This is a genomic window from Pseudomonas sp. ADAK18 (genome assembly GCF_012935695.1).
In the GTDB taxonomy this organism is placed as follows: domain Bacteria; phylum Pseudomonadota; class Gammaproteobacteria; order Pseudomonadales; family Pseudomonadaceae; genus Aquipseudomonas.
The window spans coordinates 2724090-2739987 of the sequence record NZ_CP052859.1; the positions used below are offsets into that span (position 1 = coordinate 2724090).

The following is a 15898-nucleotide window of genomic DNA, read 5'->3' on the forward strand; positions in this document are numbered from 1 at the left end:
AAAAAACTCCAATGTGTATGTATGGGAGCTATTGTCGGCAGGGATCGATAATGAGACAAACTCATTTTATTCCAGATGATCGCGAGTTTTATTCATGAAGAGAAGCGACGTCCGGGGAGCACCAACGCGAAGGCGAAAGGCCGAAGTTCTTCTTGAAGTGCCGGGACATGTGGCTCTGGTCAAAGAAGCCGGCCTCCACCGCAGCCTCAGACAGCGAGCGCCCGGCCTGGACCAGTTGTTTCACCCGGTCCAGGCGCCGCAACGTGAGATAGCGGTGCGGGCTGGTGCCATAGAACAAGCGAAAGTCGTTGGACAAGCTCCAGCGATCACGTTCGGCGCATTCGGCGAGGTCGTCCAGCGTGATCGGGCGATCAAGGTTGTCGTCGATGTATTCACGGGCCCTGCTCGCAGCAGCAAAGTGCCCGGTTTTACCGGCAGTTGATTGGCCAGCCAATTGCGCCAGGGTCGTGACGAAACCATACAACGCGTCATCCTCCGCCAGAGGATCCGCCTCCCGGGCGTCCAGCAGCGCATTCGCGGCCACACCCAGGCGCGAATCCCGGGTAACACCGCCCTTGAGGAACGGCAACGGCTTGCCCCACACAATCTGCTGCACCAGAGACGGCGGAACGTACACACCACGGTAGCGAAACCCGGTGTCACTGCCCGCACAACCGCCATGGGATTCGTCGGGGTGAACGATCATGACCTCGCCGGGCAGGCACAGCTTCGATTCACCCCGGTAGTTGAGTCGATGCACACCAGCCACAATTCGGCCGATGGCATAGGTGTCGTGCCGATGAGGGTCGAACGCGTGGGCACCGAAAAACGCCTCGAAGCGCTCCAGCGTCGAAGACGTTGGCGTGTGTTTGACCCAGTCGCCTGCAGTATGAATGTCTTGCATGTCGGCACACCGCTGTAATAGTTAAAGCGTCACGTAGAAGCCATGGAACATGTAATAGGCACATACCGCCAGCGCCAGCCCCATCAAGCGATTGAACAGGGTGAAATACACCTCACCGCTGATACGCCGCCCCAACATCGCCCCCAGTAGCGAATAGATCCATGGCGCGCCACTGGCACCTACGGCCAGCAGTACCGAGATCAGGGCAATCGAGCCGCCAGTGATGTGCGCCGCCGGCAGCATGACGCTGGTGATCGGCAGCACCGCGATGATGCCCTTGGGGTTGGCCAACTGGATCAGCAGGCCGTTCCAGAAGGTCAGGGTTTTCTGCGGTGCCGTGGTTTCACCCTCCTGCGGCACCACCGTCCTGGAGGTAAAAACCTGATAGGCCAGATACAGCGTATACACGCCCCCCACCAGCGAAATGTAAGGCAGCGCCGCGTGAGAAATAACCGCCTCGCCGGTGTAACCAAAGAGGATGAACAGCACCAGCATCGCGCAACCAACCCCGGCGAAAAAGCCCATGGAGCGGCGAAACTTGCCCGTCAGCCCCGCATTCAGCCCCATGAGGTTCACAGGGCCGGGACTGTACATCACACTGAACGCGTAGAGAAAAATGTCCATCAATTACCTCTGCCGTAGACCAATGGCAGGAGTCTACGCAGAGCACCCTGGGGTGGGCTTGTACGATTGTGGTTCACTCGCCCGTCACAGTTGTCGAGCCCCCACGAGGCGACGTCGGCCGCACCATAGCTCCCACCGAGTCGTGTCCTACGCAGCCTCGCTGGAGCTCAAGACGGAATCTACGCCCCTCCTCTTAGTGACTGCCAGGATTGGCCCGTAAATGCTCCACCTTCTGCTCCAGCCCTTCCCAGCCCGGTGCATTCGGTGCAAACCGGCTACGCAGATAAGCCGCCAACTCTGCGACCTGGGTATTGGACAGGCTGTCCTTGAAGCCTGGCATGTAACCCAGGTCTTTGGTCGCCGGCGTGCTGATGCCCTGCAAGATCACCTTGATCAGATTGTCCGGTTGATCGCTGTGCACATTGGTGTTGGTCGCCAGTGACGGGCTGACCCCAAACAACTTCGGCCCCAGCCCGTCGGCGTGACAGGCCTTGCACGAGCCGTCGAATACCCGTCGCCCGTTCGCATTGGGAACCGTTGTAGCGGCAACGACCTGCGCCTCGGCAGAGGCATTGCTGTTGAGCGACGCCAGGTAGACCGACATCGCCCGGATATCCGTCTGGGGCAATTTGGCCAGCTCAGTCACCACCGGCCCCATCGGCCCTGTCGCCACGCCGTGGGCATCGGAATAGCCAGTGCTCAGGTAGGTGAACAATTGGTCCTCGGTCCACGGCGTGGGCGCCTTGGAGAGCCCGTTCAGCGCCGGCGCCTCCCACCCATCCACACTGCCCCCTGCGAGGAACGCCGCACCGCCCTTCTCTGCGCCCATCACGTTACGTGGCGAATGACAGGCCGCGCAGTGCCCCAGCCCATTGACCAGGTAAGCACCGCGATTCCACTGCTCGCTGCGCTGCGGTTGCACAGTGATTTCTCCTCGACGTAAAAACAGCGCATTCCACCCCGCCATCAATGGCCGAAGATTGAACGGAAAACTCATCGCATTAGGTGTCGGCGCCTGACTCACCGGTGCCTGAGACATCAGGTAGGCATACAGCGCCTGCATGTCTGCATCGTTGATATTGCGAAACGCCGTATAGGGAAATGCCGAGTACAAATTGCGCCCGTCGCGGCCAATGCCGTCACGCATCGCTCGCTCGAACGCCGGGTACGACCAGTTGCCAATCCCGGTCTTCTCATCCGGGGTGATGTTGCTACTGTAGAGCGTGCCGAACGGCGTGTGCATCGCCAGGCCGCCTGCATTGGCTGCCCCACCCGGCGCCGTGTGGCACACCGCGCAGTCTCCGACTGCCGCCAGTAAACGCCCGCGCTCCAAGGTCGCCTTGGACCAGGTGCCGGCGCTGGGTGGCGCGATCGGCGCGATTTCGCCGTGGAATGGCCAGGCGGTGGCGGCCATGCCCAGCACCGCACCAAAGGCGGCGAACAATGAGCCAAACAGCCATTTCCTGCGCTTTTCCGGTGACTTGGCGGGTTCGCCCAGAACGCCTGCATTCAGTGCCGCCAGCACCCGTTCAGGAGTAATCGGCAACTCACGAAAACGAATCCCGGTAGCGTCATAGATTGCATTGGCAATGGCTGCCGCGCTGGGCACCGACGCCGACTCACCGGCGCCCATCGGCGGCTGGTCCTGGCGCGGCATCATCAGCACGTCGATCTGCGGCACCTCGGGAAAGGTCAGGATCGGGTAACCGCCCCACTCCTTGCTCGCCACGGTCGACTCTTCAAACGTCACTCGCTCTTTGAGCACGCGGCTGGTGGACTGGATCACATTGCCGTGGATCTGATGCTGCACTCCCGCCGGGTTGATCATCATCCCCGAGTCATGGCCGATCACGACCCGCGTGACCGAGACATCGCCGGTCTGCTTGTCGATGGCCACATCCGCCACCCACGCCGCCCAGGCCGCGCCGAAGCCGGGGAACTTGCTATGGATATAGCGCGCGTAGGCAAAGCCCCGGCCCCGCAGCAGATGATCTTCGTTGACGGTTTGCATCGGCGCCGTGCGCGGTGCCCAGTTGGCACGCTCAGCGGTGGACTTCACCAGTTCGATAGCGCGCTCGTCCTTGAGGTAACGCAGGCGGTACTCCACCGGATCAACACCCGCCGCGAAGGCCAGCTCGTCGATATAGGATTCATGGGCAAAGGTGTTGGGCAGTGCCGACACCCCGCGCATCCACGAGGCGCGGACAATCGGCGCCATGTCGTTGATCGTCACGCGCATGTTTTCAATGTCATAGGGTGGGATGGAGGTGCGGTCGCCCATCTCGAACATCGCCGACACCGGCTCCACCCGGCCAGTCAGCAGCAGAGCCAAGGTCGGCGCACCGTTGGAGGGGTAGCTGGTTTCAAAATCATAAGCAGCGATGCTGCCATCAGCGTTCAGGCCTCCATCGACATCCATCAACTGCGCAGTGCCTTTGGGCTCCCACAGGTGCTCCTGCGCACGGGTCAGTTGCACCCGCACTGGCTTGCCCACTGCGCGAGACAGCAGCAAGGCGTCGGCACACACATCGTCGGCGCAATTGCGGCCGTAGCAACCGGCGGCCTCCATGCGGATCACCTCGATCGACTCTTCCGCGCACTCCAGCAACCAAGCCAGGTCAGCCCGCAGCAGGTGCGGGTTCTGGCTACCGGACCAGATCCGACTGCCCGTCGGCTGATAGTCCGCCACGCCACAGGATGGACCGATGGAACCGTGCATCTGATACGGCCACAGGTAGGTGCGCGGCATACGCTGAGTGGCAGCGGCCAAGGCTTCATCGACGTTGCCTTGATCGAGCACCGTGCGACGTACCCGTGGATTGTCGCGGATAGCCTGCTCGACATCACTCATGTCCGGCAGCTTGTGGTTCCACGGTTTCCAATGAACCTGCAACGCCTCGCCAGCCTTGATCGCCTGTTCTTCGCGCAGTGCGACCACACCGACAAAATCACCAATCACCACCACCGCGACGACCCCGGGGATATGGGCAATGGACGACTCATCCACGCTCAACAGGCTGTTGCCCACAAAATCACCGCAATCCAACCCGGCATAGGGTGGGCGGACGACCCGACCGTGGAGCATGTCCGGCACGCGCATGTCATGGACGTAAGTCAGCTCACCGGTGGCCTTGCCGGGGATATCCACCCGAGCAGCACCCTTGCCTACCAAGCGGTAATCGCCGATAGCCTTGAGCGGTGCTTCACCAGAAATACGTAGCTCATCATGTTCGCCGCGCACCAGTTCGCCGTAGGTGATCGTACGCCCGTCTTCGACGCGAATGACTCCAGCGTCGACCTTCAAGCTATCTGGCGCAACATCCCAGCGCCGGGCTGCTCGTGCCAATAGGAAGCGTCGGGCTTCGGCGGCCGCGTTACGCAACGGAATCGCCGAAATCTGCAATGTTGCACTGGCGATGGTCGCGCCCTGGTTCGGTGCTCGCTCGGTGTCGCCGAGCACCATGCGCACCTGCTCCATGGTCAGGTCCAGCTCTTCAGCGACGATCTGCGCCAGTGAGGTGCGAATGCCGGTGCCCAGGTCGACATGGCCATTGAAGGCGTACACCAGGCCGTCGTCATTCACCGCAATAAACAACCCCAGCTCCGTGGGTTTGACTGTCGGTGTACCACCTTTGGCCACCGGCCCCGACGGCGGCAGCACGTCATCGACGATCAGCAGGACGCCGGCCTTGGCCAGCCATTGGTCTCGGGAAGGGATTGCGTCTGTCATGGTCATCGGTCCACGTTCAAGGCATTTGCTGGGCGGCACGCAGCACCGCCCGGAGGATTTCGATATGGGTTCCGCAGCGGCAGAGATTGGCCGAGAGTTCGTTGCGGATCTCGGTTTCGCTTGGGTGCGGATTACGGTCGAGCAAGGCCTTGGTGGTCATGATCATGCCGTTGAGGCAATAACCGCACTGCGCGGCCTGCTCGTCGATAAACGCTTGTTGCACCGGGTGCGGCGCCTCGCGACTGCCCAGGCCTTCCAGGGTGACAATCGCCCGGCCTACGGCGCCGGACAGCGGGAACACACAGGCCCTGGCCGCCACACCGTCGATAATCACCGTGCAGGCGCCACACTCCCCCAGGCCGCAGCCGTACTTGGGGCCGTTGAGTTGCAGGTCATTGCGCAAGATCAGCAATAGCGGCGTGTCCGCCATTGCGCTGACCTCTGTGGTGTGGCCATTGACCTCAAGCGCTACCGTGATGTGCTGGCTGATCATTCGCTTCGCCCATTGCAGTTGGTGAAGTACTCACTACATGAAACAGCCGTGAAAAAAATCGCGCACTTGAGGTCTCGCGACACACTTGACTGGTGAAGTGGTTACTACATCAATACAGAGCAAAAACGATGCCAGCCCGGCACATCCTCCGCCGTCCGTAGCAGCTGTCGAGCTCAAGCGAGGCTGCGTCCGGCCACGCTGCGGGACTCAGATAGACCGCATGCGCCTTCTACGCAGCCTCGCTTGAGCTCGACAGCTGCTACGGGGGGTCGGGGATCAGGGGGTAACGGGGTCGTCAATCATCTTGCGCAGCAAAAACAGCACCGCCACGCGCTCGGCGGGGTTGAGGTTGCTCAGGGTCAATTCGGTAATCTGTGCAGCGCAAGGCACAGTTTGCTGCACCAGAGCGGCGCCGGACTCCGACAGATCGACCACCACTTTGCGCTTGTCCTGGGGATCCGGCTCAAGGCTAATCAGCTCTCGAGCCTTGAGGCGCTCGACGATGCCACGGATGGTCGCCTGGTCGACGGCGGTGGCCTTCACCAACTCCGTCAACGAACTTGCACCATGATCGCGCAACGCACACAGTGTGACGAACTGCACGGCAGTGAGCTGGGAGTCGCCGACATTCTGCTGAAAAATCGCCAGGTGGCGCTGATAGGCCTTGCGCAGCAGGTGGCCAACTTGTTCAGAGAAAACGTAGGAATCAGGCACGGCAGGCTCGACAGGCGGTAAACGATGGGTAGCCATGATGGCGGGGATGCGGGTTGGACTCAAGGTGCTCATTGAAGGAACCGGGTCAAACGGTGGGAGCGGGCTTGCTCGCGAATACGGTGGGTCAGTTAATGCATATTTGGCTGACACTCCGCCTTCGCGAGCAAGCCCGCTCCCACATTAGGTCTTCAGCGTGCCAGGGAAGCTTGCGGCGCCACCACATCCCCCCCCATCACCACCGCCTCATCATCCAGGTACACATCGCAATTGCGCAGCGGAATGTCCATATGGCACGGCGTCTTGCGCGTCCCGCCCACCTCGGTATTCGGCCCGGTGGAAAACAGGAAGTTGCCGTAAAACGCCCGGGCATCCATGCACATGCCGTCGTTCTTGTCGTGCAAGCCCATGGCTGTCCACTGCGCACGCGGCTGCAACCCCCAACCGATATGCGAAATGCCGTACACCTCGGGATCATTGAAGTACTTCATGTAATCACGCAGGTATTCGGCCTCGAAACCACCGTGGATCCTGGTGATAAAGCCTTTCTCGATCTCCAGGGTGATCTTCTCTCGGGCGTAGGTCTTGAACGGCAGCAGAATGTCACCGATGTCCAACACCAGCACGCCTTCGGCGGTTTCTTCATTGGGCCAGGAAAACAGGAAGCCGCTGGGCCAGTGGTCCCAACGTCCGGGTTCATCGGCAAAACCGTACTCGGTCACGGACGGATACTGCCCTAGGGCCGCCCGGAAATCGCTGCCGGCGCGGGATTTGACGTGGATCGAGCGAGCCTTTTTCAGTACCTGTTCGGCGGCCAGCACGCGCACCTTGTCTTCCTCGGTAGGCAGCATCCGCGCCAGCACTTCCGGCGGCTCCACGGCCAGCAGAATACGCGTGCCGGTCTTGAGGATCTGCTCCTGCTCCGGTGAGTGCAGCAACATCATCGTATCGACAATCAGGTCCGCCGCTTCCAACGCCCGTTGCGCCGCAATATTGCCGGTGAGCGCGGTGTCGCCGCAGTAAGCCGTCATGTCATTGCCCATGGCCTTGGGGTGGTTGAACGACGGTAGCTCCACGGCATACACCTTGGCCCCTAGCCGCTGCGCCGCATCCATCGCGGCGCGCACAGTGCGCGGGTCGGAATAATGGCTCTTGAGCACGGCGACACTCTGGGTCGGATCGACCTTCGACAGCTTCAACACGTGCTCGAACATCTGGGTCAGTTCGCAATCACTTACCGGCATTTCCCGTCTCCTCAGGTGCTGCACCAAGTTCAGGCACCGCGCTTCACTCTAGTGCATTTTTATAGCGTACACGCCAATTAACAACGATAAGACCTGAATTGACAGCGGACTGCAAGCGCCATCAAAAAACGTTACGAATGGAAACATACCCAATAAAACAAAGATCATTAAAGTTGCACGGGATAGATATGGCCAAAATTACAATTTTTCAGATGTGGGCTTTTCATTTGAAAAAATGAGCGTATACACTTTAAAAACCTTGCGGACAGACACCGCCGGCAATCATTCGAATAAGAGGACCTGGCCCCATGCCAAGCACACAAAAAATCGCAATCGTCGGCGCCGGACTGGGCGGTGCCGCCGCTGCCACCCTGCTGCAACAAGCCGGTTTCGACGTGGACATCTACGAGCAGGCCCCGGAGTTTTCCCGCCTGGGCGCCGGGATCCATATGGGTCCCAACATCATGAAAATCTTCCGCCGCATGGGCATTGAAAAGCAGTTGGACCTGATGGGTTCCCACCCAGACTTCTGGTTCAGTCGCGACGGCCAGACCGGCGATTACTTGTCACGCATCCCACTGAAAGACTACGGCGCCTCTTACATCACCGTGCACCGGGGTGACCTGCACGCGTTGCAGATGTCGACCATCAAGCCGGACACCGTGCACTTCAACAAACGCCTGGAAACCCTAGAAGAAACCGACACCCAGGTACGCCTGACCTTCGCCGATGGTGAGGTGACCTACGCCGACATCGTGATCGGTGCCGACGGCATCAACTCGCGCATTCGTGAAGAGTTGCTCGGTGCGGAAAAACCGCTGTACAGCGGCTGGGTCGCCCACCGCGCGTTGATCCGTGGCGATCAACTGGCCAAGTACGATTTGAAGTTTGAAGACTGCATCAAGTGGTGGACCGAAGACCGGCACATGATGGTCTACTACACCACCGGCAAGCGCGACGAGTACTACTACGTCACCGGCGTGCCACACCCGGAGTGGGACTTCCAGGGCGCTTTCGTCGACAGCAGTCGCGAAGAGATGTTCGAGGCGTTCCAGGGCTATCACCCCACTGTGCAGGCGCTGATCGAATCCACTGAAAGCGTGACCAAATGGCCGCTGCGCAACCGCAATCCGTTACCGCTGTGGAGCCGTGGTCGCCTGGTGTTGCTGGGCGACGCCTGCCATCCGATGAAACCACACATGGCCCAGGGCGCCGGCATGGCCATCGAAGACGCAGCGATGCTGACCCGCTGCTTGCAGGAAGTCGGCCTGAGCGACTACCGCACCGCGTTCGAACTCTATGAAGCCAACCGCAAGGAGCGCGCCTCCCGTGTCCAGGCCGTGTCCAACGCCAACACCTGGCTGCGCACCCAGGAAGATCCGGCCTGGGTCTACGGCTATGACCTCTACGCCCAACCACTGAAATCGGGGGTGGCGGCGTGAGTACCTTTCTCTACGGCGGCAACGTCCAGGCCAATGGCATTCGCCAGCACTACCTGCGCTATGGCGGCAAGGGCCCGGCGCTGATCCTGATTCCCGGCATCACCAGCCCGGCGATCACCTGGGGTTTTGTCGCGCAGCACCTGGGCGTGCATTTTGACACCTACGTGCTGGACGTGCGCGGTCGCGGCCTGTCCGCAACCGGCCCGCAGCTGGATTACAGCGCGGACACTTGCGCCGATGACATTGGTGCCTTTGCCGACGCCTTGCAACTCGACACCTATCACCTGGTCGGCCACTCCATGGGCGCACGTTTTGCCGTGCGTAGCGCGGTGCGCCACCCGCAGGGCGTCAATCGCGTGGTGCTGATTGACCCGCCGGTCTCCGGCCCTGGCCGCCGTGAATACCCAAGCAAACTGCCGTGGTATGTCGACTCGATCCGCCAGTCGCTGATCGGCATGGATGCAGAGGCGATGCGTGCTTACTGCGCCACCTGGACCGAAGAGCAACTGCACCTGCGCGCCGAGTGGCTGCACACCTGCTACGAACCCGCCATCGTGCGCGCCTTCAACGATTTCCACGACGTGGATTTCCACCAAGACCTGCCGCGCCTCAAGGCCCCTGCCTTGCTGATCGTGGCCGGGCGCGGCGGCGTGATCGAGCCCCAGGACATCGCTGAGATCCAGGACTTGCAACCATCGATCAAGGTGGCTCACGTCGCCAATGCCGGGCACATGATTCCCTGGGACGATCTGGAAGGCTTCTTCCACGCTTTCGACGATTTTCTTGGCCCGCACCTGAACTGAATAACGGAGACCACCATGCTCAAGCCTTACCGCATCGGCCAGATCGTGCCGAGCTCCAACACCACCATGGAAACCGAGATTCCGGCGATGCTCGCGGCACGCCAGTTGATCCGCCCGGAACGTTTCACTTTTCACTCCAGCCGTATGCGCATGAAGCAGGTGCGCAAGGAAGAACTGGCGGCGATGGATGGCGAATCCGACCGTTGCGCCGTTGAACTGTCCGATGCCAAGGTCGACGTGCTGGGCTACGCCTGCCTGGTGGCGATCATGGCCATGGGTCTGGGTTACCACCGCAACTCCGAACAGCGCCTGCGCAAGGCCACCGCCGATAACGACGGCAACGCCCCGGTAATCACCAGTGCCGGTGCGTTGATCGAAGGCTTGAAAGTAATGGGTGCCAAACGCATCGCTATCGTCGCACCCTACATGAAGCCTCTGACCGAACTGGTGGTGGATTACATCCGCGAAGAAGGCTTTGAAGTGGTGGACTGGCGCGCCCTGGAGATCCCTGACAACCTCGAAGTGGCCCGCCATGACCCGGCGAACCTGCCGGCCATCGTCGCTGGCATGAACCTGGAAGGCGTCGACGTTATCGTTTTGTCAGCCTGCGTGCAGATGCAGTCGCTGCCGGTGGTGGCCAAGGTTGAAGCACAAACTGGCAAGCCGGTGCTCACCGCCGCTATCGCCACCACCTACGCCATGCTCAAGGCCCTGGACCTGGAACCTATCGTTCCCGGCGCCGGCGCCTTGTTGTCGGGTGCTTACTGAGGATCTGCACGATGAGCGAACAATCCGCCGACGCCAACTACCAGGGTGTGTGGGGCAATCGCATCGGCTTCGGCAAAAAAGCCGCGCTGCTGATGATCGATTTCATGCAGGGCTACACCACCGAAGGCGCACCGCTGTTTGCACCGGGTGTGGTGAGTGCCGTGGCTGAAAGCGCTGAATTGCTGGCCAGCGCACGGCGCCACGGGATTACGGTGGTGCACACCAATATCCGCTACCATCCCGGCCATTTCGCCGACGGCGGCATCTGGGTGAAAAAGGCCCCGGTGATGAAAGACATGGTCGAGGGCAATCCCCTCGCTGCGTTCTGCACCGAGGTGTTGCCCCGGGACGATGAAGTGGTCATCAGCAAACAGTACGCCAGTGCATTTTTCGGCAGCAGCCTGGCCCCAATGCTGCACGCCCAAGGCATCGACACCGTGGTGCTGGCCGGCTGTTCCACCAGCGGCTGCATTCGCGCGACCGCCGTGGATGCGGTGCAGCATGGTTTTCGCACCATCGTCGTGCGCGAATGCGTCGGCGACCGGCACTCGGCGCCCCACGAAGCGAACTTGTTTGATATCGACAGCAAGTATGGCGACGTGGTGAGCAAGCAGGAGGCGATGAGTACTTTCAGGGAGCGGTAAGGCTTCATCAAGAACCGCGCCATAGAGCGCGGTCTTGCAAAAAACTGAGCGCCCACTTTGGAATGCATTCAAATGTGGGAGCTGGTTCATGTGGGAGTCGGGCTTGCCCGCGATGGCATCACTTTGGTCTGACTCATAGACCGAGTTGTCTGCATCGCGGGCAAGCCCGGCTCCTACATGAATCGGTTCCCACAACGGATCACGACAAACAGGGCCAACTCAGTCTTCTGACACTGCCTTTGGAAGTCGCTGGTACAGCACTCCGAAGTGCTGAAAAAGCGGCTCTATAAAAACCATAAGTCACCGCCAGGAGACACCCATGCCCATTGCGAATGCAGCACCGGCGACCACCCTCGCCGACCCGATCCACGCGCTCTACCACAAGATCACCTGGAAACTGATTCCCTTCCTGTGTTTCTGCTACCTGGCCGCGTACCTGGACCGGATCAATATCGGCTTCGCCAAACTGCAAATGCTCGACCAGTTGCAGTTCAGCGAAACCGCCTTCGGCCTCGGCGCCGGCCTGTTCTTTGTCGGTTACATTATCTTCGAAGTACCGAGCAACCTGGTGCTGGAAAAGGTCGGCGCGAAGATCTGGATCGCCCGCATCATGATCACCTGGGGCCTGCTATCGGCCTGCACCATGCTGGTCACCTCCACCACCCAGTTCTACATCCTGCGCTTCCTGCTCGGCGCCGCCGAAGCCGGGTTCCTGCCGGGGGTGCTGTATTACCTGACCACTTGGTTCCCCACCTACCGCCGGGGCCGGATTATCGCCCTGTTCATGATCGGTCTGCCGCTGTCCAGCGTGATTGGCGGGCCGTTGTCCGGGTGGATCATGGGCCATTTCGACCATATGGGTGGCCTGCGTGGCTGGCAGTGGCTGTTCCTGATAGAAGCGGTGCCCAGCGTATTGCTCGGCATCTGGACCTTCTGGGCGCTGCCCAACAACTACCAACAAGCCAAATGGCTTTCGCCGCAAGAAAAATCCTTGCTGGAAAGCGAGCTGCGCAAAGACGACGCCGACGGTGCCGGCAGCAAGCACAGCTTCCGTGACGGCTTCTTCAACCTCAAGGTGTGGATGCTCGGTGGCATCGACTTCTCGATCCTGCTCAGCGCCTACGCCATGGGCTTCTGGATGCCCACCTTCATCCGCAACGCCGGGATCATCGACACCTTCCACATCGGTATCCTCACCGCGCTGCCAAGCGTTGCCGCGCTACTGGGCATGCTGCTGATCGGCGCCAGCTCCGACAAGCACCGCGAGCGGCGCTGGCACATCATCGTGCCGTTCTTCGTAGGCGCCGCCGCCATGGCCACCAGTACGTTCTTCACCCACAACGTCGTTGCCACCGTGGCCCTGTTTGCGATTGCCTCAGCGGCAATCATTGGCGCTGTCCCGGTATTTTTCAGTCTGCCGGCGACCTTTCTCAAAGGCACCGCCGCCGCTACCGGTTTCGCCTTGGCCTGTTCCGTGGCGAACATCGCAGGCCTGGTGAGCAACTCGTTGATGGGGGTGGCGATCGACGTCACCGGCAGCAGTGCCGGCGCCCTGTGGTTTTTCGCCGGCTGCCTGATTCTCAGTAGCTTCCTGGTGATCGCCTTGCCGGCGAAACTGGTGAATCGTTGATCTTGCCAAAGCCCGGTAAACATCGCCCGGTTGAAAGACCCATGGCACCGGGCCCGGAAGGCGTTAGAATCTGCGCCATTCCGAAGATCCCACTGACACGAGCCCTCCATGAGCTTTGATTTCGACACGCCCCACTCCCGCCTCGGCACCGGCAGCACCAAGTGGAGTCGCTACCCGCAAGACGTCCTGCCGATGTGGATTGCCGACATGGATATCGCCGCGCCGCCGGCAGTTCTGGCGGCGTTGCACCAGCGCCTGGACCAGCAAATCCTCGGTTACAGCGTGGCGTGCGACAAGGTACGCGAGGCTATCGTGGCCGACCTGTGGGCCAAGTACGCCTGGCGTGTGCAGCCCGATGAACTGCTGTTTTTGCCCGGTGTAGAGCCGGGCTTCAATATGGCCCTGCATGCCTTTGTCCAACCAGGGCAGCCGGTGGTGTTGCAAACCCCCAACTATCGTCCGTTGCGCTTGGCACCCGGCAATTGGAACCTGCCGAAGATCGAGGTGCCGTTCGAACTGAGCGCCGAGGGTGAATACCTCACACCCCTACCGGCCCTGCGCCAGGCGCTGACCGGTGCCGGTGCGCTGCTGTTGAGCAACCCCCACAACCCGATCGGCAAGGTGTTCCCTCGGGAAGAATTGCTGGCGGTGGCCACGGCTTGCCTGGACCAGGGTGCGCTGATCATCTCCGATGAAATCCATGCCGAACTGTGCTTCGACGGCCGCCGGCATATCCCCACCGCGAGCCTGAGCCCCGAGATCGCCCGACACACCATCACCCTGATGTCAGCGAGCAAGGCTTATAACGTCGCCGGGCTGAAAACCTGCTTTGCGGTGGTCCAGGATCCGGTCATCCGCGAACGCTTCAATAATGCCCGCTGCGGCATGGTCGACAGCGTCAGCCCGTTGGGCCTGGAAGCCACGCGAGCGGCCTACAGCCAATGCGGGGACTGGTTGGAGGCGCTGGTCAAGTACCTGCAAGCCAACCGTGATTACCTGTTGAATGCGGTGCAAACCCGCCTTCCGGGCATCGTGATGCATGCCCCTCAAGGCACGTACCTGGCGTGGCTGGATTGCAGCGCCCTGGGCCTGGATGATCCGCAACAGTTTTTCCTGGAACAGGCCAAGGTCGGCCTCAGTGCCGGCCTGGAGTTTGGCGATGACAGCCAGCAATTTGTGCGTTTGAACTTCGGTTGCCCGAGGTCGATGCTCGAAGAAGGGTTGCAGCGCATGGAGCGCAGTCTTCAGGGCGTGTAGGCGCCCATCAGTGTGGGAGCGGCGATACGCCTCTCCCACCGTTGGTGGGATTCACAACTTGGCGATGGAGACTTCGGTCGACTTCACAAATGCAATCACCTCACTGCCCACCTTCAATTCCAGGTCCCGCACCGAGCGGGTAGTGATAACTGAAGTAACAATGCCGGACGCCGTTTGCACGTCAATCTCGGACACCACTTCACCGAGCAGGATTTCCTTGATCACGCCTTTGAATTGGTTGCGCACGTTGATCGCTTTAATGGTCATGTCGGCTTTCCTTTAGCTGATGGGTCATTCCGCACGAATGCGCAGGCGTTCAAAATGCACGCTCCGCAAAAACATTAAAAGGAATATATAACTCTTTATTTATTCCATAAATACATATGAGATCAATCTCACCACTGTTGCCTGGCCAACACTCATTCAACAAAGTGCCCTACTTCCCACCCCTCCCGTAGCAGCTGTCGAGCCTTGGCGAGGCTGCGTATGCGGTGTGTCTGATGTACCGCATACGCAGCCTCGCCAAGGCTCGACAGCTGCTACGCATGGGCTATTTGTCACCTGCGCATCCAATGGCACAGAGACTGCATATTCCTTAAATGCATGATGGAGCATGCCGACTTATTCTTCTGAATATAAGACTGCCTTCTCTCCCCCGCCTTGTCCGGAGCCGTTCCATGAAGCCTTTCGCCAACCTATTCCTGGGCGCCTGCGCCCTTGCCTTCAGCCTGCAATCCCAGGCCGCTGAAACCGCACCCGCCGAAGTCCATCTGGACTACGCCTATTACTCCCCCGTCAGCCTGGTGCTCAAGCATTTCGGCTGGTTGGAACAGGCCTTACCCCAGACCAAGGTTGGCTGGGTGTTGAGCCAAGGCAGCAACCGCTCCCTGGAGTACCTCAACAGCGGCGGCGTCGATTTTGCGTCCTCGGCCAGTCTTTCTGCGGTGTTAAGCCGGGCCAATGGCAGCCCGATCAAATCGATTTACGTGTACAGCCGCGCAGAGTGGACTGCCCTCGTAGTACGCAAGGACTCGCCGTACCAAAGCGTCACCGACCTCAAGGGCAAAAAAATCGCCGCCACCAAGGGCACCGATCCGTACCTGTTTACCCTGCGCAGCCTGCAAAAGGCCGGGCTGACCAAGGACGATGTGGAGTTGGTGCACTTGCAGCACCCGGACGGTCGCACCGCGCTGGAGAAAGGCGATGTCGATGCCTGGGCCGGACTCGACCCACATATGGCGGCCAGCGAGATCCAGGCTGGTTCTCGCCTGCTGTATCGCAACAAGGATTTCAACAGTTACGGCGTAGTCAGTGTGACCGAGCGCTATGCCAAGGAACATCCGCAGACTATCGCCACGGTGCTGGGCGCCTATGAAAAAGCCCGGGACTGGTCGGTAAAACACCCCGATGAGTTGGCGAAACTGCTGGCCGACGAGTCCGGCCTGCCCCTGGAAGTGGCCAAGCTGCAACTGTCGCGCACTGACTTGAGCAGCCCATTGCTGACGGCCCAGGATATTGTTTCGTCGAAGGCGGCCGCACCGATCCTGGTGTCCGAGGAATTGGTCCGTCGCGGGGTAAATGTTGATCAGGTTATCGACCAGTTGATCGACAACCCATTCGGCCAGGCTCTGGCTCATCCATAAGGGAG

Annotated in this window: 14 protein-coding genes; 7 read left to right on the plus strand and 7 right to left on the minus strand. The window is 60.4% G+C overall.

Translation table 11 applies throughout. The features are described from left to right. Positions 1-88: 88 nt before the first annotated feature. From HKK55_RS12115 to HKK55_RS12140, 6 genes are all read right to left on the minus strand, one after another. Positions 89-904, minus strand: coding sequence for an AraC family transcriptional regulator (locus tag HKK55_RS12115; protein ID WP_169354896.1), 816 nt, complete (start codon positions 902-904; stop codon positions 89-91). A 21-nt stretch (positions 905-925) separates the two neighbouring features. After that, the gene (locus HKK55_RS12120; protein ID WP_169354897.1) at positions 926-1528 is read right to left on the minus strand and encodes a LysE family translocator; all 603 of its coding nucleotides are present in this window, start codon (positions 1526-1528) and stop codon (positions 926-928) included. Positions 1529-1721: 193 nt separating this feature from the next. Continuing rightward, the gene (locus tag HKK55_RS12125) at positions 1722-5258 is read right to left on the minus strand and encodes a molybdopterin cofactor-binding domain-containing protein (protein WP_178128845.1); all 3537 of its coding nucleotides are present in this window, start codon (positions 5256-5258) and stop codon (positions 1722-1724) included. 16 nt (positions 5259-5274) lie between these two features. Continuing rightward, entirely contained in the window at positions 5275-5751 is a 477-nt protein-coding gene (locus HKK55_RS12130; RefSeq protein ID WP_169354899.1) for a (2Fe-2S)-binding protein, read from the minus strand. 276 nt (positions 5752-6027) lie between these two features. Next, a complete protein-coding gene (locus tag HKK55_RS12135; RefSeq protein WP_169357840.1) occupies positions 6028-6465 on the minus strand; it encodes a MarR family winged helix-turn-helix transcriptional regulator in 438 nt (145 codons plus the stop codon). 188 nt (positions 6466-6653) lie between these two features. Then, the gene (locus HKK55_RS12140) at positions 6654-7706 is read right to left on the minus strand and encodes a 2,5-dihydroxypyridine 5,6-dioxygenase (RefSeq protein ID WP_169354900.1); all 1053 of its coding nucleotides are present in this window, start codon (positions 7704-7706) and stop codon (positions 6654-6656) included. 308 nt (positions 7707-8014) lie between these two features. Between HKK55_RS12140 and HKK55_RS12145 the strand changes: the two genes are divergently transcribed. From HKK55_RS12145 to HKK55_RS12170, 6 genes are all read left to right on the plus strand, one after another. Then, positions 8015-9148 carry an FAD-dependent monooxygenase gene (locus HKK55_RS12145; protein WP_169354901.1) on the plus strand — a complete coding sequence of 378 codons (1134 nt, stop codon included), beginning with the start codon at positions 8015-8017 and terminating at the stop codon, positions 9146-9148. Next, positions 9145-9951: an alpha/beta fold hydrolase gene (locus HKK55_RS12150; protein WP_169354902.1), complete on the plus strand. Its 807-nt coding sequence runs from the start codon at positions 9145-9147 to the stop codon at positions 9949-9951. The genes HKK55_RS12145 and HKK55_RS12150 overlap by 4 nt, the downstream gene beginning before the upstream one ends. Positions 9952-9966: 15 nt before the next feature. Then, on the plus strand, positions 9967-10719 hold the full coding sequence (locus tag HKK55_RS12155; RefSeq protein ID WP_169354903.1) for an Asp/Glu racemase: 753 nt from the start codon (positions 9967-9969) through the stop codon (positions 10717-10719). Between the two features lie 11 nt (positions 10720-10730). Further along, entirely contained in the window at positions 10731-11363 is a 633-nt protein-coding gene (locus HKK55_RS12160; RefSeq protein ID WP_169354904.1) for an N-carbamoylsarcosine amidohydrolase, read from the plus strand. A 319-nt stretch (positions 11364-11682) separates the two neighbouring features. Beyond that, entirely contained in the window at positions 11683-12993 is a 1311-nt protein-coding gene (locus HKK55_RS12165; protein WP_169354905.1) for an MFS transporter, read from the plus strand. Positions 12994-13101: 108 nt separating this feature from the next. Further along, on the plus strand, positions 13102-14250 hold the full coding sequence (locus HKK55_RS12170; RefSeq protein ID WP_169354906.1) for a MalY/PatB family protein: 1149 nt from the start codon (positions 13102-13104) through the stop codon (positions 14248-14250). A gap of 51 nt (positions 14251-14301) precedes the next feature. Here HKK55_RS12170 and HKK55_RS12175 read toward each other — a convergent pair whose 3' ends face one another. After that, on the minus strand, positions 14302-14517 hold the full coding sequence (locus HKK55_RS12175) for a molybdopterin-binding protein (protein WP_003173733.1): 216 nt from the start codon (positions 14515-14517) through the stop codon (positions 14302-14304). Positions 14518-14927: 410 nt separating this feature from the next. On the opposite strand from HKK55_RS12175, the gene HKK55_RS12180 reads away from it, so the two are divergent. Next, a complete protein-coding gene (locus HKK55_RS12180) occupies positions 14928-15893 on the plus strand; it encodes an aliphatic sulfonate ABC transporter substrate-binding protein (RefSeq protein ID WP_169354907.1) in 966 nt (321 codons plus the stop codon). The last annotated feature ends 5 nt before the right edge of the window (positions 15894-15898 follow it).